The organism is Thermus hydrothermalis, from assembly GCF_022760925.1.
Classification (GTDB): domain Bacteria; phylum Deinococcota; class Deinococci; order Deinococcales; family Thermaceae; genus Thermus; species Thermus hydrothermalis.
In genome coordinates, this window is the sequence record NZ_JAKTNT010000003.1 from 47,710 (window position 1) to 64,711 (window position 17,002).

General features: G+C 67.7%; 17 protein-coding genes and 1 pseudogene. 7 read left to right on the forward strand and 11 right to left on the reverse strand.

Annotated elements, in window-relative coordinates:
- Window positions 1–6 precede the first annotated feature (6 nt).
- Window positions 7–1,374 (forward strand): 16S rRNA (cytosine(1407)-C(5))-methyltransferase RsmF, encoded by a 1,368-nt coding sequence (gene rsmF / locus L0C60_RS02590; RefSeq protein ID WP_243092476.1) that lies wholly within the window; start codon window positions 7–9, stop codon window positions 1,372–1,374.
- A gap of 12 nt (window positions 1,375–1,386) precedes the next feature.
- Here the strand turns inward: rsmF and L0C60_RS02595 are convergent, their stop codons facing one another.
- On the reverse strand, window positions 1,387–2,088 hold the full coding sequence (locus L0C60_RS02595; RefSeq protein WP_234507451.1) for a hypothetical protein: 702 nt from the start codon (window positions 2,086–2,088) through the stop codon (window positions 1,387–1,389).
- Window positions 2,089–2,422: 334 nt separating this feature from the next.
- Between L0C60_RS02595 and L0C60_RS02600 the strand changes: the two genes are divergently transcribed.
- Window positions 2,423–2,971: a LabA-like NYN domain-containing protein gene (locus L0C60_RS02600; protein ID WP_234507448.1), complete on the forward strand. Its 549-nt coding sequence runs from the start codon at window positions 2,423–2,425 to the stop codon at window positions 2,969–2,971.
- On the opposite strand, the gene ndk is transcribed toward L0C60_RS02600, so the two are convergent.
- On the reverse strand, window positions 2,968–3,381 hold the full coding sequence (gene ndk / locus L0C60_RS02605; RefSeq protein WP_234507446.1) for a nucleoside-diphosphate kinase: 414 nt from the start codon (window positions 3,379–3,381) through the stop codon (window positions 2,968–2,970). The genes L0C60_RS02600 and ndk overlap by 4 nt on opposite strands.
- A 20-nt stretch (window positions 3,382–3,401) precedes the next feature.
- The gene (locus L0C60_RS02610; protein WP_243092477.1) at window positions 3,402–4,331 is read right to left on the reverse strand and encodes a Stp1/IreP family PP2C-type Ser/Thr phosphatase; all 930 of its coding nucleotides are present in this window, start codon (window positions 4,329–4,331) and stop codon (window positions 3,402–3,404) included.
- A gap of 104 nt (window positions 4,332–4,435) precedes the next feature.
- On the opposite strand from L0C60_RS02610, the pseudogene L0C60_RS12885 reads away from it, so the two are divergent.
- The 4 genes and pseudogenes from L0C60_RS12885 to L0C60_RS02625 all read left to right on the forward strand — a co-directional run.
- A pseudogene (locus L0C60_RS12885) lies at window positions 4,436–4,939 on the forward strand (RtcB family protein); the annotation flags it as partial.
- A 1,116-nt stretch (window positions 4,940–6,055) separates the two neighbouring features.
- Window positions 6,056–7,312 carry an RtcB family protein gene (locus L0C60_RS12890; RefSeq protein ID WP_341474655.1) on the forward strand — a complete coding sequence of 419 codons (1,257 nt, stop codon included), beginning with the start codon at window positions 6,056–6,058 and terminating at the stop codon, window positions 7,310–7,312.
- Between the two features lie 34 nt (window positions 7,313–7,346).
- Window positions 7,347–8,804, forward strand: a complete 1,458-nt coding sequence (locus tag L0C60_RS02620; RefSeq protein ID WP_234507444.1) for a phosphodiester glycosidase family protein — start codon at window positions 7,347–7,349, stop codon at window positions 8,802–8,804.
- Window positions 8,805–8,811: 7 nt separating this feature from the next.
- On the forward strand, window positions 8,812–9,678 hold the full coding sequence (locus L0C60_RS02625) for a hypothetical protein (RefSeq protein WP_234507442.1): 867 nt from the start codon (window positions 8,812–8,814) through the stop codon (window positions 9,676–9,678).
- Here the strand turns inward: L0C60_RS02625 and L0C60_RS02630 are convergent.
- Window positions 9,653–9,982, reverse strand: coding sequence for a NifB/NifX family molybdenum-iron cluster-binding protein (locus tag L0C60_RS02630; RefSeq protein WP_243092478.1), 330 nt, complete (start codon window positions 9,980–9,982; stop codon window positions 9,653–9,655). The genes L0C60_RS02625 and L0C60_RS02630 overlap by 26 nt on opposite strands.
- A gap of 29 nt (window positions 9,983–10,011) precedes the next feature.
- Window positions 10,012–10,485, reverse strand: a complete 474-nt coding sequence (moaC, locus tag L0C60_RS02635) for a cyclic pyranopterin monophosphate synthase MoaC (RefSeq protein ID WP_234507438.1) — start codon at window positions 10,483–10,485, stop codon at window positions 10,012–10,014.
- A 26-nt stretch (window positions 10,486–10,511) separates the two neighbouring features.
- Here moaC and L0C60_RS02640 point away from each other — a divergent pair, with 26 nt between their 5' ends.
- A complete protein-coding gene (locus tag L0C60_RS02640) occupies window positions 10,512–11,792 on the forward strand; it encodes an NAD(P)/FAD-dependent oxidoreductase (RefSeq protein WP_243092479.1) in 1,281 nt (426 codons plus the stop codon).
- Here the strand turns inward: L0C60_RS02640 and L0C60_RS02645 are convergent.
- From L0C60_RS02645 to dnaX, 6 genes are all read right to left on the reverse strand, one after another.
- A complete protein-coding gene (locus L0C60_RS02645) occupies window positions 11,789–12,703 on the reverse strand; it encodes a 2-oxoacid:ferredoxin oxidoreductase subunit beta (protein ID WP_234507434.1) in 915 nt (304 codons plus the stop codon). The genes L0C60_RS02640 and L0C60_RS02645 overlap by 4 nt on opposite strands.
- Window position 12,704: 1 nt before the next feature.
- On the reverse strand, window positions 12,705–14,555 hold the full coding sequence (locus tag L0C60_RS02650; RefSeq protein ID WP_234507432.1) for a 2-oxoacid:acceptor oxidoreductase subunit alpha: 1,851 nt from the start codon (window positions 14,553–14,555) through the stop codon (window positions 12,705–12,707).
- A gap of 67 nt (window positions 14,556–14,622) precedes the next feature.
- Window positions 14,623–15,084, reverse strand: coding sequence for an HD domain-containing protein (locus tag L0C60_RS02655; protein ID WP_234507431.1), 462 nt, complete (start codon window positions 15,082–15,084; stop codon window positions 14,623–14,625).
- Window positions 15,085–15,107: 23 nt separating this feature from the next.
- Window positions 15,108–15,389: a metal-sensitive transcriptional regulator gene (locus L0C60_RS02660; protein WP_039459634.1), complete on the reverse strand. Its 282-nt coding sequence runs from the start codon at window positions 15,387–15,389 to the stop codon at window positions 15,108–15,110.
- A 7-nt stretch (window positions 15,390–15,396) separates the two neighbouring features.
- On the reverse strand, window positions 15,397–15,582 hold the full coding sequence (locus L0C60_RS12895; protein WP_243092480.1) for a hypothetical protein: 186 nt from the start codon (window positions 15,580–15,582) through the stop codon (window positions 15,397–15,399).
- Between the two features lie 52 nt (window positions 15,583–15,634).
- On the reverse strand, window positions 15,635–17,002 hold the full coding sequence (gene dnaX / locus L0C60_RS02670) for a DNA polymerase III subunit gamma/tau (RefSeq protein ID WP_234507429.1): 1,368 nt from the start codon (window positions 17,000–17,002) through the stop codon (window positions 15,635–15,637).

A 17,002-nucleotide genomic window follows, 5' to 3' on the forward strand; every position in this document is an offset into this window, starting at 1 on the left:
ACACGGGTGTTGCCGAAGGCTTTCCTCTCCCGCATGGCCGAGCTTCTGGGGGAGGAGTTTCCCGCCTTTCTCCGGGTCCTCACCCAGGGGGAGAGGAGCTATGGGCTTCGGGTGAACACGCTGAAGCTTTCCCCCGAGGACTTCCTGAGGATCTCCCCCTGGCCCCTTAGGCCCATCCCCTGGTGCCCCGAGGGCTTCTACTACCCCGAGGAGGCCCGGCCCGGCCCCCACCCCTTCTTCTACGCCGGCCTTTACTACATCCAAGAGCCCAGCGCCCAAGCGGTGGGGGTGCTCCTGGATCCGAAGCCGGGGGAGAGGGTCTTGGACCTGGCGGCGGCCCCTGGGGGGAAGACCACGCACCTGGCGGCGAGGATGCGGGGAGAAGGCCTCCTCCTCGCCAACGAGGTGGACGGGAAGCGGGTGCGGGGGCTACTGGAGAACGTGGAGCGCTGGGGGGCCCCTTTGGGCGTGGTCCAAGCGCCCACGCGGGCCCTGGCGGAGGCCTTAGGCGCCTACTTTCACCGGGTGCTTCTGGACGCCCCCTGCTCGGGGGAAGGCATGTTCCGCAAGGACGCCGAGGCCATCCGCCACTGGGGGCCCTCGGCGCCCAAGCGGGCGAGCGAGGTGCAGAAGGCCCTTCTCGCCCAGGCGGCCCGGTTGGTGGGGCCCGGGGGGGTTTTGGTCTACTCCACCTGTACCTTCGCCCCCGAAGAGAACGAGGGGGTGGTGGCCCACTTCCTGAAGGCGCACCCCGACTTCCTTCTGGAGGATGCCCGTTTCCACCCCCTCTTCTCCCCCGGAGTACCAGCGTGGGGGGATGGCAACCCCGAGCTTGCCAAGACCGCCCGGCTCTGGCCCCACCGCCTCGAGGGCGAGGGCCACTTCCTCGCCCGCTTCCGCCGGGTGGAGGGGGCCTGGGCTACCCCTAGGCTGGAGCGGGTCCCTCCCCTTTCCCAGGAGGCCAAGCGGGCGCTTACCGCCTTTTTGGAGGAGGCGGGGCTATCCCTGGAAGGCCCCATCCTGGAGCGGGCCGGGCACCTTTACCTCCTGCCGGAAGGGCTGCCTTCCCTAGCGGGCCTCAAGGCCCCGGCCCCGGGGCTCTACCTGGGCCTGGCGCAGAAGGGGCGCTTCCGCCCCGCCAAGGCCCTGGCCTTGGCCTTTGGGGCCACCCTGCCTTGGCCTGGGCTTCCCCGGATCGCCCTGGCGCCGGAGGACCCTAGGGCCCTGGCCTTCGCCACGGGGGAGGGGGTGGCGTGGGAGGGGGAGGACCGGCCCTTGGCCCTAGTGGTCCTCCGGACGGGGTCGGGGGAGTTCCCCTTGGACTTCGGCAAGGCTAAGGGAGGGGTGTTGCGCCCCGTGGGGGTTAACCTTTGATAGGCCAGGCCCCTAGGTGCATTTCTGTTTCCAGATGTGTTTCAGGACGTGTGAAGCCCTTTCTAGGAGCTTTGGGACGCGGAAGACCTTGGCGTCAAATTGCCTCTGCTCGCAATCGTAGTAGTATACCTGCCAAAGGCTAGCCTGGGTTTTTACCAGAGACCCCGCGTTTAGGGGACTGGTGAAGTCCCTTTTATAGTCGCGGATGAGTTCTAAGGAGATATTCCCGGTATACCTGTGCCGATCGCTTTTTACTTCCAGGCACAGGGATTCGTTGCCGCTTTGAATGAGAAAGTCAAAATTGCTCATCTCTTCACGTGACGGACGTGTATAGAATAGATCCAGTCTGTCAAGCCATCGCTCCGTGTGCCTTTCAAAGGCATGTTGGATGTTGGCTTCGCGCCTCAAAATATCCCCTTTTCTTGCGAGTTCTTCTAACGTTCTTTTTATTTCCAGGATCTCGGTAAGGTCTTGGTTTTTAAGGTACAGCAGACGGCGCAGGCGCTCCTCTAAGTTGGTTGGATTTTGGGTAGGCTCTTCCCACACCCAGTCCTGGGGCAAAAGCAAGAAGACCCCCCTTGCGCCATCCGGGGATGGCGTTTGGTTTAACAAGATCCGCACCCTTCTTCCCTCTATTTGGCCATCAAAGGGGAGTTGTTTATTTTCCCAAAGCTCACCAATCTTCTTCCAGATGTCATGCTGGATTGCTTTCATTTCCTGTATAAAGGATATTCCTTTTCCCGAAAAGCGTCAACCTATTTTGTACCCCTTCCGGTGAGCTTAGCATTGATGCGGCGGGACTCTTGTGAAGCGGTGGGAGGCGCTCATGTAAGGATAGCCCCTGCGGTGTGGGGACATCCAGCCAGAGTCCGAGGACGTTGCCTAGGGCGATCTTGCACATTTTGAGAAAGCCATGATAGGATGGCCTCGCCCGAAAGGGCTAAGCTGACGCTGGTATCCTTCCCCCACCGCTCATGGAGCGGTGGGCTATAAACTTTCTCACGCCCCCAGGCTAAACTGAGGGTGCCCGGAAAGGGGCGGGCCGATTATGGAAAGGGTGGCCATATTTATTGACGGCTCCAACCTCTACAAGGGGTTGGTGCAACACCTGGGCTCGGACTATCGGCTGAACTTTGTGGAGTTCATCACCCTTCTCACCGCCGGGAGGCGGCTTCTGCGCGCCTACTACTACAACGCTCCTCTTCCCCCGGAGGACCCTGCGGCTAAGGCCCACCAGAGCTTCCTCAACTACCTGAAGCGCGTGCCCTACGTGGCCGTGCGCCTGGGGCGGCTGGAACGCCGGGCGGATGGCTTCGTGGAGAAGGGGGTGGACATCCAGATCGCCATTGACATCCTGCGCCTGGCCTACGCCGACGCTTACGATGTGGCGGTTCTGGTGTCCGGGGACGGGGACTTCGCCGAGGTGGTGCGGGTGGTGCAGGACATGGGCAAGCAGGTGGAGAACACCACCTTCCACGCCCTTTCCTCCCACCGCTTGGCCCAGCAGGCGGACCGCTTCTACCCCCTGGACGATTTTCCCTGGGAGAGGCTTAGGGCGCAAAGCCTCCCCCAGGCATCGGAGGGCGGGGAAGGCTAGAGGAGCTCCTCGGGGCGGAAGAAGAGGGCGATCTCCCTTTGGGCGTCCTCCGGAGTGGCCGAGCCGTGGATCACGTTCTCGTCAATGGTGGTGGCGTAGTCCCCCCGGATGGTGCCGGGGAGGGCGTCTTTGGGGTGGGTGGCCCCCATCATCTTGCGCACCTCGGCGATGGCGTTGGGGCCTTCCAGGACCATGGCCACCACCGGCCCCGAGGTGATGAAGCTCACCAGGCCGGGAAAGAAGGGCTTTTCCCGGTGTTCGGCGTAGTGCTTCTCGGCGAGCTCCTGGGATATGCGCAGGGCCTTAAGCCCCACGATGCGGAAGCCCTTGCGCTCAAAGCGGGCGAGGATCTCCCCCACCAGGCCGCGCCGGAAGCCGTCGGGTTTGACCATGACAAAGGTGCGCTCCATACCCCTAGGAGTCTAGCAGATTAGGGCCCCTTGAAGTAGCCCAGGAGGATGTAGCCCACCACCAGGATCCAGAGGGCGATGAGGAGGACGTCCCGCCAGCCGATGCGGGGGCGCCTTTCGGGCTCCAGCACCTGGGTGGGGAGCGCGTCGGGCTCCTCCCCCAGCTTCAGGCGCACCGGGGCCCCCCGGGCGGCCTCGAGGGGGAGGGCGTAGGGCCGGTTGCCCACGGGAAGCTCCTCCGGCACCCGCACCACGATGGCGCTCACGTTGTCGGGCCCGCCCCACTCGTTGGCCAGGGCCACTAGGCGCCTGGCCGCCTCCTCGGGGGGGAAGGTTTTAAGGACCTCTTGCAGGGTGCGCTCGTCCAACACCCCGGAAAGCCCGTCGGTGCAAAGGAGAAAGGCATCCCCGGGTTCCAGCTTGAGCCCCAGGAGGTCCACCCGGGCCTGGGGGAAGGAGCCCAGGGCGTTGGTGATCACGTTGCGCCAGCGGTGGGTGCGGGCCTCCTCCGGGGTGAGAAGGCCCTGGCGCACCCTTTCCGCCACCCAGGAGTGGTCTTCCGTGAGGAGGGAAAACTCCCCCTTGCGCAGGAGGTAGGCCCGGGAGTCCCCCACGTGAGCGATGAGGGCGTAGGGGAGGTCTAGGACCAGACACGTGGCGGTGGTGCCCATGCCCCGGTTCTCGGGGCGTTGGGCCTCCTGGAAGATGCGCTCGTTCGCCCGTTCAAAGGCCTCGAGGAGGGCCTTGGGGGAGGGCTCCTTGTCCTTCAGGTGCTCCAGGATGGTTTCCACCGCCAGCCTGGCCGCCACCTCTCCCGTGCGGTGCCCGCCCATGCCGTCCGCCACGACGAACACGCCGCCCCAAGGGGTAAGGGCGTACCCCACCGCATCCTCGTTCTTGGGCCGCTTGCGGCCGGGGTGGGTTTCCAGGGCAAAAGAAAGCGGGGGCACGGGGGGATTTTACCGCATACCCTTGACGCATACCGCATAGCGGGGTAGCTTGAGGGTAAGCCCGGGCCCCCAAAGCCCGGCGGTTTTGTTTTGGGGAGGGCGCCATGCGCTTTGAAAAGATCGCCCCCTACACCTACCGCATCCCCCGGCAGGGGAAGATGCGGGTGGACGCCGTTTTCTTCGCTTCCGAGGAGATCCTTAAGGACCTGGAGGCGGAGGGCTACGCCTCCTTGCAACAGCTCATGAACGTGGCTACCCTGCCCGGCATCGTGGAGCCCGCCCTGGCCATGCCGGATATCCACTGGGGCTACGGCTTCCCCATCGGCGGGGTGGCGGCCTTTGACCCGGAGGTGGGCGGGGTGGTGAGCCCGGGGGGGGTAGGATTTGACATCAACTGCCTGCCCGCGGGAACCCGTGTCTTAACCCACGACCGCTGCACCCGGCCCATTGAGGAGTTCGCCCAAGAGCGAGATCCCCTCTTGGTGGCCTGGCGCTTAGGGGAGCGCCCCGAGGCGGCGCGTGCCCTTTTCCTCCTTTCCCGGGAAGGGGAGGAGCTGGTGCGCCTCCGCACCGAGGGGGGTTTTGTCCTCGAGGCCACCCCTGACCACCCAGTCTATACCCCCGCAGGAATGCGTCCCGTGGGCGAACTGCGGCCGGGCGACCAAGTGGCGGTTCACCCTTTTCGGGGGCTCCCTTACGAACGGCCCTCTTCCTTGACCCTCGTGGGGGAGGAAACGGCGGAGGCTTGGGCCAAGGAACTGGGCTTTCCCCGGGCCCCCTTGGAGCTCCGGGCGCGGGGGCTTCTGCCCCTTGGGGCAGACCATCCCCACCTGCCAGCCCTTTTGCGCTTGATGGGATACGCCCTGGGGGATGGGACCTTGTACCGCTCTGGGGGAAAAGCCTACCTCTTCCTCTACGGGGAAAGGGAAGGCCTCCTGGAGGCCAAGGCCGATCTGGAACGTCTGGGCTTTCGGGCGGGGGGGCCTTACCTGCGCCGGCGCCATCACAGCTTCCGAGGCCGGGCCTTTTCTGCGGAGGAGGCTAGCCTGAAGATATCCTCCCGCGCCCTCTTTCTCCTTCTCCGCGCCCTCGGGCTTCCCGAGGGGGCCAAGGCCAAGCAGGGGTTTAGGCTCCCGTCGTGGCTTTTTGCCCTTCCCCCTTGGCTTAAGGCCAACTTCCTGGCGGGGCTTTTCGGGGCGGAACTCTCTGCGCCCAGGGCCGTGAGTGGCCACGGCTATAACCTCATGCCCCCGGTCCTCTCCCAGTCCAAGCGCCGAAGCGTCTTGGCGGAGGGACGTGCTTTCATGGAGGACCTCGCCCGGTTGCTGGCCTCCGTGGGGTTAGAGGTGCAGGATCTGCGGGAAGAGGCGGATTGGGAGGAGCCGGAGGACCCTTCCCACCGCTTCAAGCTCATTCTCCGATCCACCCCGGAAAACCTTGCTCGTCTTTACGAGGAAGTGGGCTACGCCTACGCCCCCACCAAGGCTCGGCTGGCCCTTATGGCCGCCCTTTACCTGCGGAAGAAGGAGGCGCACCTGGCCGAGCGGGAGGCCCTGGCCAAGAGAGCGTGGGCGCTGCGCGAGGCGGGCTATTCGGTGACGGCTATCGCCCAAGGGCTTGGGGTTTCCCGCCGCTTTGTGGAGCGCACCCTTTACGAGGAGCGCCGTTCCTTCCGTCCCCAAGGCTTTCCCACCTTTAACGAATTCGTGGCGGCTTCCGTGGGCATGCTCTTTGACCAGGTGGTGGTTGTGGAGCGGGTACCCTATGGGGGAAGGGTTTACGACCTTTCCATGGCCCATCCAGACCACAACTTTGTGGCCGAAGGGTTCGTGGTTTCCAACTGTGGGGTCCGCCTTCTGGTTTCCCATTTGACGTTGCAAGACCTCCTCCCCCGCCAGCGGGAGCTTGCCGACGCCCTCTACCGCCTGGTGCCCTCCGGGGTGGGGAGCGAAAGGCGGGACGTGCGCTTTAGCAAGCGGGAGCTCAAGGAGATCCTCAAGGAGGGGGCGGGGTGGCTGGTCAAGCGGGGCTTCGGCTACCCGGAGGACGTGCGCTTCATTGAATCCGAAGGCCGGCTTCCCTGGGCGAACCCCGACAAGGTATCGGAGAGGGCCTTTGAGCGGGGTGCCCCCCAGATCGGCACCTTGGGAAGCGGCAACCACTTCCTGGAGGTCCAGTACGTGGACGAGGTGTACGACGAGGAGGCCGCCGAGGCCTTCGGCCTCTTCCCGGGCCAGGTTACCGTCCTCATCCACACGGGAAGCCGGGGCCTGGGCCACCAGGTCTGCCAGGACTACGTGGAGCGCTTCCTCAAGGTGGCCCCCCGGTACGGGATTGAGCTCGTGGACAAGCAGCTCGCCGCCGCCCCCATCCGGAGCCCCGAGGGGGAGGACTACCTCCAGGCCATGGCCGCCGCCGCCAACTTCGCCTTCGCCAACCGCCAGCTCATCGCCCACTTCGTGCGGGAGGCCTTTGAGGCGGTGGGTTTCGCCCCCCGGGACCACGGCCTCCGGGTCCTCTACGACCTTGCCCACAACAACGCCAAGTTTGAGGAGCACAAGGGGCGGCGGGTCCTGGTCCACCGCAAGGGGGCCACCCGGGCTTTTGGGCCCGGCAACCTGGAGATCCCCCCGGAGTACCGCAAGGTGGGCCAGCCCGTCCTGGTGCCCGGGGATATGGGCCGCTACTCCTACGTCCTGGCGGGCACGGCCAAGGCCATGGAGGTTTCCTTCGGCTCTAGCTGCCACGGGGCGGGGCGGAAGATGAGCCGCCACCAGGCGAAGCGGGTGGCCCGGGAGCGGAACCTGGTCAAGGAGCTTGCGGAGAGGGGCATCCTGGTCCGGGCCGCCACCCGGGCCACGGTGGACGAGGAGATGCCCGAGGCCTACAAGGACGTGTCCCTGGTGGTGGAGGCGGTGGAGGGGGCGGGGATTGGCAGGAAGGTGGCCCGCCTCCGGCCCCTCATCGTGGTGAAGGGCTAAGGTCTTTCTCACGGGGCTTTGCTTTCATGGGGGGATGAGGCTCGTTGCCTTTTTTCTCCTTCTTGGCCTGGCCCTAGGGCAGAGCCTCCCTGCGGCGGTTTTCGGCCTCACCTTCCGGGAGGAGGGAGGGGCCTGGGTGTACGAGGGGGAAGGCGTCCGGCTCGTGTACGTGCCCGGGGTGGGTTGGGCGGAGCCTTTCCTTGACGGGCCGGCCCCGGAAGGGGATAGGCTTCCTTTGGGGCTCCTGAGCGCTTTGGGCTACTTCCGGGTGCCGGAGGCCTCGGCCCGTTTCGGGAGCCAAGGGCGGGCCTTCCGCCTCGTCCTGGACCTTCCTGCCCCTGCCGCCCAGCCTCCCCAGGAGGGCATGGCGCGGGGGAGCCTGCGCCTCCAGCTCCCCTACCTGGCGCCGAAGGCCCTCGAGGCCCCCTGGCCCAAGGGGGTTTCGGCCTCGGTGCGGCTCCTTCCCGAGGGCACGGAGCTCACCCTTTCCGCCCCCGGGAAGCTCCTCCGCTACCGGCTATTCCCCTTGGAAGACCCGCCCCGCTTGGTCCTGGACCTCTACCCCCTGGCCCCGGAGGTGGAGGAGGCCCTGGCCCCCGGGGTGCGCTACCGCGAGGTCTGGGCCTTCGTCCCAGAGCCCCTAAGGCTCTACCTGGTGGAGGCGGAAAGGGGGAGGCTTCTTCCCGTGGGTTCCCCGGGGAAGCGGGCCTTGCCCAAGGACCTGGCCCCCGGGGCCTTGGCCGTCCTCAACGGGGGCTACTTTGACCCCAAGACGGGAAGCCCCATCGGGCTTTGGGTCCAGGACGGGGTGACGGTCTCCTACCCCTTCGGCCGCGCCGCCCTGTTTTGGGACGAGTTTAGCTTTTTCCTGGGCCTTCCCCGCTTTGAGGCGGTGGTGGCGGGGCCCAAGGGGGAAAGGGTGCGGGTGGGGGTGAACGCCTCCCGGGCCCGCTACACCGCCCACACCGTGCCGGGGCCCGTGGGCCGGGAGGGGGAGGAGGTGGCCTTGGTGCGGGGGGAGCGGGTGGCGGCCCTGCTTCCCGCCCCGGCGGAGCTTCCGCCGGGGGCCTGGGCCCTCACCTTCCCCAAAGGGGCCCCGCCCTTCCCCTTGGCGGTGGGGGAGCGCCTAAGCCTCTACGGGCGGCTAGACCCCCCCTTCCGCTACGCCCTGGAGGGGGGGCCCCTTCTCCTCCGGGAGGGCCAGTACGCCTTTGACCCGGCGAAGGAGAACTTCAAGGACCCAAGGCCCCTTTTGGCCGTGGCCCCCCAGGCGGCGGTGGCCTGGACGCGGGAGGGGCGGCTATGGCTCCTCGTTTCCGAGCCCACCACCCCCGGGGTCCTGGCCCGGGCCCTCCTCGCCCTGGGGGCCTGGAACGCCCTCAGGATGGACGGGGGCGGCTCGGCCCAGCTTTGGGTGAAGGGGGCGTTGCGAAGCCCTTACTCGGGCAACCCCAGGCCCGTGGTGAGCGCCCTGGCCCTCTTTGCGCCATAATCCCCTTGTGGGCCCCGGCTTCCACCGCGCCTACGCCAGCCGTCTGGCCTGGCGCTACCGCCTCCTTCTGGCCCTGGCCCTCGCCCTTTTGGGCCTCTTCCACCCCCTTTTCGCCCTCCTTTCCCCCTTGGGCCTCCTCCTCCCAAGCCGCCTGTTGGAGGGGAGGGCCCTAAGGGAGATCGCCCGGGTCAGCCTCGCCTACCCCACCGCCCTCGCCTACGGGGAGGAGCGGCTTTGGGCGGAGGCGAGGAAGGCCCCCCTGAAGCTTCCCCCCTTTCCCTATGGGCTTCTCTTGCTATACCTTTTGGCCCTCCTCCTGGCCCTTCTCCTCGCCGCCTGGCGGGCGGAAGGGGTGGGGGGCGGGTGGTCCTTGCCGGGCCTGGAGCGGCCCGCCCCGCCCCAAGGGGCTTCGGGGAGGGAGGAGGGGGCAGAGCGGGCCCTGGAGGGTGGGGCCGGGACACCCCGGGAGGGGGAAGAGGCTTCGGAGGGGGGTTCGTTCCCGGGCCAGGATGGCATCCGGAAAGAAGGGGAGGCGGGCGCTTCCCGGGGCGGCGCTCCCCAGGGGGAGGCGGGCGCTAACGGCAAGGAGGATGCCCGCCCTGGGGAAAGGGAGGCTTCCCCGGGTCCCGGGAAGGGGGCGGGGCCGGGCGCGGGGGACGCCCCAAAGGGCCCTCCCGTCCTTCCCCTAGCGCCTGAGGGGGAGGAGGCGGGCCTTCTCCCCCCGGGGGAAGGGGAGGGCGCCTCCCTTCCCTCGCCCTGGCCCGAGGGGAAGCCCCCCGAAAGGGTGCGCCGGGGGGTGGAGGTCTACCTGGAGAAGACCCCCCTCCCCCCGGAGGCCCGGGAGCTCCTCAGGCGCTACTTCGCCGCGCCTTGAGGAGGGCCAAGGCCTCTTCTAGGGAAACCGGGCCCACCTCGAGGCGCCCCGCCACGGGGAAGGCCCCCTCGTTTTTCCCGTGGCCGAAGCGGGCCCCCACCTTGAGGGCCACGTCCGCCAGGAGGGCCCGCATCTTGGCGTGCTTCGCCTCGCCGTGCTCCTTGGCGTGGGGGTTTTCCCGCACCTCCAAAAGCCTTACCTCCCCATCCTCCCCCACCTCGTAGATGGCGTACCGGGGGGCGTGGCCGAAGGGCCCTGGGTAGACCCGGTTTTCCTCCCTGCCCAAAGCGATGGCGATGCGCATGGCCTTAGGATACACCCCCAGGGTAAAGGCTACCCTTCCCGCCGCCACTCCCCGCTCTTGCCCCCCGCCTTGTGGAGGAGGCGCACCTCCTGGATGACGAGCCCCTTGGAGGCCGCCTTGAGCATGTCGTAAACCGTGAGGGCGGCCACGGCGCAGGCGGTTAAGGCCTCCATCTCCACCCCGGTTTCCGCCTTGGTGCGCACCGTGGCCACAATGCGCACGCGCTTGGTCTCCTTTTCCAGGGCCACGCTTACCTCCACCCCGGTGAGGGGAAGGGGGTGGCAGAGGGGGATGAGGTCCGCCGTCTTTTTGGCCGCCTGGATGCCGGCGAGCTGGGCCACCATCAGGGGGTCCCCCTTGCCCACCCCGCCCTTTTCCAGGGCCTCGAGGGCTTCCTCCGTGAGCTCCACGAAGGCCTCGGCGGTGGCGGTGCGGAAGGTCGCGGGCTTTTCCGTCACGTCCACCATATGGGGCTTGCCGTCCTTGAAGTGGGTGAGGTCCATGGCCTCAGTGTAGTACCTTGGGGCAAATGCCCGAGGAAGGCGTCTTGGTGGTGGGGGCGGGGATCTTGGGGCTATCCGCCGCCCACTTTCTGGCCCAGAGGGGTTTTCCCGTATTGGTCCTGGAGCGGGAAGCCCCTCTTCTCTGTACCAGCGACAAGTCCACGGAGTGCTACCGGGTCTTCTGGCCCGGGGAAGAGGCCTTAGCCTCTTTGGTGGCGCGGAGCCTCGAGCTCCTTGGGCCCTTTGCGGAAGCGGCCCGGCCTAGGCCCAGGGGCTACCTCTACCTGGGGGAGGCGGAAGGCCTCCTCTCCCTGGCCCAGCAGGCCCCCCACGCCGGGCCCTTGAGGGTTCACCCCAAAGCCGCCACCTACCCGCGGGTGGCGGAGGAAGGGATGGACCTCCTCCTGCCCGGGTCCTTGGGGGAAGCCTTCCCCTACCTGGCCCACCTGAAGGGCAAGGCCGGGCTCCACGTGCGCAAGGCGGGGTGGCTTTCCGCCCACGGCCTGGGGATGGCCCTCCTGGAGGCCCTACGGGCGGCGGGGGGCAGGGTGGTGGCGGGGGAGTTTTTGGGCCTGGAGCGGGAAGGGGGTAGGCCCCGCTACGCCCGGGTGCGGTGGGGGGAGGAGGAAGCCCTTTGGCCCTTTGCCGCCTTGGTCCTCGCCCCCGGGCCCGGGCTTCCCGCCCTCCTTTCCGCCCTGGACCTGACCCTCCCCGTGGCGGCCGAGCCCCATTTCAAGGCCTGGTTCCCCGACCCCCTAGGCCTCTTCCCCCGGGAGGCCCCCCTTCTCATCTGGAATGAACCCCAGGAGATATTCGCCCCTGAGGAGAAGACCCTTTTTCAGGGCGAGGCTACCCTTGCCCCCCTCCTAAGCCTTCTGCCCCCGGGGGCCCACGCCCGGCCCGAGGGGGAGGGCTTCCTCGCCCTCTACAACCCCTGGCCCCAGGCGGAAGCCCCCGGGGCCTGCGGCCCCACCCCGCCCCCTTGGGCGGGGGAGGTGGCCCTCAGGGGGCTTTTCCCCATCCTCCCTGGCCTCAGGCGCTACCTGGGGGCGCGGCCCCGGGTGGACGGGGGGTACTACGTGCGCACCCCGGAGAACCTGCCCCTCCTGGGGCCCGTGGCCGAAGGGGTCTACCTCCTTGGGGCCTTTTCCGGCTATGGAGTCATGGCCGCCTTGGGGGCGAGGGAGGCCCTGGCCCGGATGGTGGCGGGGGAGGACCCTCCTTCTTGGGCCCGGGGCTTCCGGCCTAGCCGTTACCAAGACCCCGGCTACCGCCCCCAGGGGGCGGCGGCCCGGGCGCAGCTTTAGAGGGCGAACTCCTTGAGGAGGCCTTCTAGGTCCAGGCTTTCCCGCTGCCCCAAGGCGGGGTAGACCTCGGGGTAGCGGGGGAGGTAGGCCTTAAGCCGCTCCTCAAAGGTGGGCACCTCCGCCTTCCAGAAGACCCCGATGGGGATCCTCTCCCCCCACTCCGCCGCCTTTTCCTGGAACTTGGCCATTTTCCGGTCCAGTTCCTCGGGGGGAAGTCCCTCGGGGACAAAGGGGTCGTACCCCTCCTCCTGGAGCCTGTAGAGCCGGGGGGCGAACCACTCCTTGGTGTGCAGGTCGTTGTAGGTGGGGCAGGGCTGGAGCACGTGGAGGAAGGCGAGGCCCTTGTGGTTGATGCCCTCCTTGATGAGCTCCTTCAGGCCCTTCACGTCATAGGCGTAGCCCCGGGCGATCCAGGTGTAGCCCGAGGCGAAGGCCAGGAGGAGGGGGTTGATGCGCCCTTGGGGGTTGGGCTTGGGCAGGCTTTTGGTCTTCTCCCCTAGGCCCAAGGTGGGCCCTGCCTGGCCCTTGGTGAGGCCGTAGACCTCGTTGTCGTAGAGGATGTAGAGCATGTCCACGTTCCTGCGGCCCGCGGCCACGAAGTGCCCCGCCCCGATGCCAAGCCCGTCCCCGTCCCCGCCCACCGCCACCACGGTGAGGTGGGGGTTGGCGAGCTTGGCCCCCTGGGCCACGGGGAGGACGCGGCCGTGGAGGGTGTGGACCCCGTAGACGTTCAGGTAGTGGGGGGTCTTGGCCGAGCAGCCGATGCCGGAGAAGACCACGGTCTGGCTCGGGTCCTTCCTAAGCTCAAAGAGGGCCATCTGGAGGGCGGAGAGGATGCCGTAGTCCCCGCAGCCCGGGCACCAGTCGGGCTGCTTTTCCGCCTTGTAGTCCTGAAGCTTGAGCTCCACCATGCTAGACTCCCTTCCGCAACACCAAGCGCTCAGGGGCTTCGCCCGCAAGCACCGCCTTGAGGGCCTCCACCGCCTCGTCTAGGGTGATGGGGCGGCCGTTGTACTTCACCACCCGGTGGTGGACCTTCTTTAGGGTTTCCTGCTGCACCAAGTCGGCGAGCTGCCCGGAGTAGTTGTGCTCCACGGTGACGAGCCGCTTCCCCTCCAGGAGGTGGCCGATCTCGGGGAAGGGCCAAAGGAGCCTGAGGTGCAGGTACCCCACCCTGGGGAGGTGGTCTAAAGCCTCCAGGAGGGTCCCCTTCACCGTGCCGAAGCCGAGGACCAAGATGTCCCCGTCCCGGTAGAGGGTGTACTGGTCCTCCAGGGGGATTTCCCGCCTGGCGGTGAGGAGCTTTTGCATGCGCTTTTCCATCTGGTATTCCCGGAGGACGGGGTCTTCCGTGATGTGCCCCTCGAGGTCGTGCTCGTCCGAGGTCATCCAGTAAAACCCCCCCGGGGTCCCTAGGGGGATGAAGGGGGAGATGCCGTCCTCCGCGGGGGCGTAGCGCTCGTAGGGGCCAAAGCCCTCCCTGGGGGCTAGGCGCTTCTCCCCATCTAGGGAGAGAACCTTCAGGGCCTCCTTGGGAAGGCTTTGCGCCATGGAGGCCAGGAACTTGTCCAGGAGGTGGACCACCACCGTCTGGTACCGCCAGGCCCAGGCCAGGGCCTTTTGGGCGTCCAGGAAGGCGTCCAGGATGTCCCCGGAGGCGAGGACGAGCCTCGGGTACTCCCCGTGCCCGCCCCGGATGGCGAAGAGGAGGTCCCCTTGCTCCGTGCGGGTGGGAAGCCCCGTGGAGGGCCCACCCCGCTGGTAGAGGGTAACCACCAAGGGGGCTTCCACCATCCCGGCGAAGCCCATCCCCTCGGCCATGAGGCTGAAGCCGGGGCCGCTGGTGGCCGTGGCCGCCCTGGCCCCAGTAAGGGCCGCCCCCACCGCCATGGTCACGGCGGCGATCTCGTCCTCCGTCTGCACCACGGCCACGTCCGCCCCTTGGAAGGCGGTGTGGGCCTCGAGGTAGACGCTTTCGTCCGTGGCGGGGCTGATGGGGTAATAGGTCTGGAAGCGGAGGCCCCCGGCGAGCTTCCCCAGGGCGGCGGCCTGGGCTCCGGTGAGGTAGACCCGGCCCGGCTCGTAGCCGTTCAGGTGGAGGTGGAAGGGAAGCTTGGGCACCTCTTCCCGGTAGACAGCCTCCGCCACCTTCTCGTTTAGCTCCAGCACCTTACCCCTAAACTGCAGGGCCAAAGCCTCCAAAAGGGGCTTTAGGGGAAAGCCCAGAAGGTGGAGGCTTGCGGCCACGGCGATGGTGTTCAGCGTGCGCCGGGCCTGAAGGGAGGGCACGCCGAGCTCCGCCCCGATGCGGTCCGCCACCTCCTCGTAAGGGTAGGGTAGGGGCTGGACCCCCGCCTCGGCGTAGGCAGCGAGGATCTCCTTAAGGCTCGGGTCCGCCTTGCCAAAGCGCGCTGCAAGGGCGTCCTGTACCCGGTGGTCCAGCATGGGGAGCTTGCGCACCGTGAGGTCCAGGGCTTTGGGGTCGTAAAGGAGCACCCCCCCTGGCCGCACCTCATCCAGGTGGCGGGCCAAAGTTTCCCCGTCCAGGGCCACCAGGAAGTCCACCTTGTCCCGGAAAGCCCCCACCGGTTTTCGCCCCAGGCGCACGTCCAGGTAGGAGTGCCGCCCCATGATGTTGGAGTGGTACTCCCGCTTGGTGGCCACCCACCATCCCCCCTTGGCCACCGCCCGGGCGAAGAGGGTGGCCGCCGTCTCTATCCCGCCCCCTTGGGGGCCGCCCACGCGCCACGTGAACTCCTGCATAAGCCCTCCTTGGTCCAGGACTACCCTACTCCTTATGCCTCGGGTTGGCTAGGGGCATTTGCCCAAATCACTCCTCCTGGTCCGCCTGGTGGAGCTTTCTGCCCCAGGGGCTTTGGGGGGCGTGGTGTTCCAGGACCAGGCTCCGCACCCAGGGGTCTTGGATGCGTTCGGCGGCGTAAAGGGGGTGGTGGCGGCGCACCTGGAAGGCGCCCAAGAGCCCCCGGCGCAAGGGGTAGGGGGGAAGAGGCGGGGCGAAAAGCCCCGTGAGGATGCGCTCCAGGGGGCGGTAGGGCCTTAGGGCCTTGCCGGCGTCGTGGAGGAGGGCGGCCCGCACCACCGCCTTAGGGGCCTCGGGGTGGGCTTGGAGGAGGCGGCGGGCCACCCGCACCGCATGGGCCCGGTCCCGGGGGTCCATGGCCAGGTAAAGGTCCCGTTCCTCCCCTTCCAGGAAGGCGAGGGCAAAGGCGTCGTCGGGAGGGGTTTTGGGGGGGAAGAAGGCCTGGAGGAGACGGTAGAGGCGCTTGGTCAAGGGGCCCCTTCCTCGCCCTCCGGTTAGATGAACTTCTTGAGCATGTTGGCGATTTCCTCGGGCTTCTTGGGGTCCACCTTGCCCTCGGAAACCTCGGTGGCGCAGACGTTGAGGAACTCGTGGAGGATCAAGGTGGCCGCCGCCTCCATGGCCTTCTTGGTGGCGGTCATCTGGGTGAGGACCTCGTCGCAGGGGCGGCCTTCCGCCACCATCTTCTGGAGGCCCCGAACCTGGCCCTCAATGCGCCGTAGACGCTTCAGGATGTTCTCCACGGTGTCTTGTCCCAGCTCGGTGGTCTTGGTCATGGGGGCATTATATACCACTACCCCCTATGTTGTCTTCGCTCATGGGTTCCTCAGGCTCTGGGGCCTTGGGCCTGCGCACCCAAAGGAGCCTTCCCCCCAGGAGGCGGGCGATTTGGTGAAGGCGGGCTTCGGGGTCTTCGGGGGGCGCCTCGTCCTCGGGGTATTCTTCCGGCTCCTCCTTTGGCGGGGCCACCGGGGGCGGTTCTGGGATGCGGGGGGTGGGTTTGGGAGGGGGGCTTACGGGCTCAGGGCTTTTTTTTTTCCAGGACGAAGAGGACCTCCTTCACGCCGAAGTGCTCCTGGGCCAGGGGCAGAAGCGCTCCCCTTTGCTCCTCGGCCTTCTTGTGGTGGAAGGCCTTGCTCTCGGGGAAGCGGAGGTAGAGGGTGGACCCCACCACCTCGGGCCTGGCCTCCCGCACGAAGGCCCGCAGGGTGGGCCTAAGGGCCTCCAGAAAGGCGCGGAAGCGGGGAGCGAGGTCTTCTCCCCCGCTGGGCTCGGGTCCCTCCCGGCGCGGCGGGGGCGGGGGGGCCAAGGGGTCAAACTCGGGCAAGGGGGGCTCTGGGGCTTGGGCCCTCGGCGCTTCTCCCGGGGCCTTGGGGGTGAAGGCGGAGAGGAGGGCCGCCTCGAGGGCCAAAAGGTCCGAGCGCTTGCCGAGGCGTTCCAGGGCCTCGTCCAGCCGGGTGAGGGCGGAAAGGAGGGCTTCGGGGGAGAGGGGAAGGGGCCTCCCCGGGAGGCCGTAGGCGGCGTAAAGGGCTTCCCGCAAAGCCTCCATAAGCCCCCCCACCAGGCTCCTCGGGGCGAAGCCTTGGCCGTAAAGCCTTCGGGCCGTTTCTAGGGCCTCTTTGAGCCGGCCCTCCCCCAGGGCCTGGGCCAGGCCAAAGAGGGCCTCCTTGGGGGGGAGGCCCAGGGCCTCCTCCACCTTGGCTCGGGTGAGGGGGTCCTCCAGGAGGAGGAGGCGGTCTAGGAGGCTTTCCGCATCCCGCATGGCCCCGTCCGCCAGGCGGGCCACCAGGAGGAGGGCTTCTTCTTCCGCTTCCCGCCCCAGGGCTTGGAGGATGCGGGCGAGCTTGCCGGCGATCTCCTCCTCCGTGAGGCGGCGGAAGCGGTAGTGCTGGGTGCGGGAGAGGATGGTGGGGGGCATCCGCTCGGGTTCCGTGGTGGCGAAGACGAAGAGGACGTGGGGGGGAGGTTCTTCCAGGGTCTTGAGGAGGGCGTTGAAGGCGCTTTTGGAGAGCATGTGGGCCTCGTCCAGGATGAAGACCTTCTTGGGGGCGGAAAGGGGGGCGAGGAGGATCCGCTCCCTTAGCTCCCGCACGTCCTCCACGGAGTTGTTGCTGGCGGCGTCAATCTCCACCACGTCGGGGTGGCTCCCCTTCTGCACCGCCTGGCAGTGGGGGCAGGCCCCGCAAGGGCGCTCCTCCCCTTCACACCCCACGGCCATGGCCAGGAGGCGGGCGGTGGTGGTCTTTCCCACCCCGCGGGGGCCGGAGAAGAGGTAGGCCTGGGCCAGCCTCCCTTCCCGGATGGCCCGCAGGAGGGGCTCCTTCACGTGCTCCTGGCCCACCACCTCGGCGAAGGTGAGGGGGCGCACCCGCCGGTAAAGGGCGCTCAC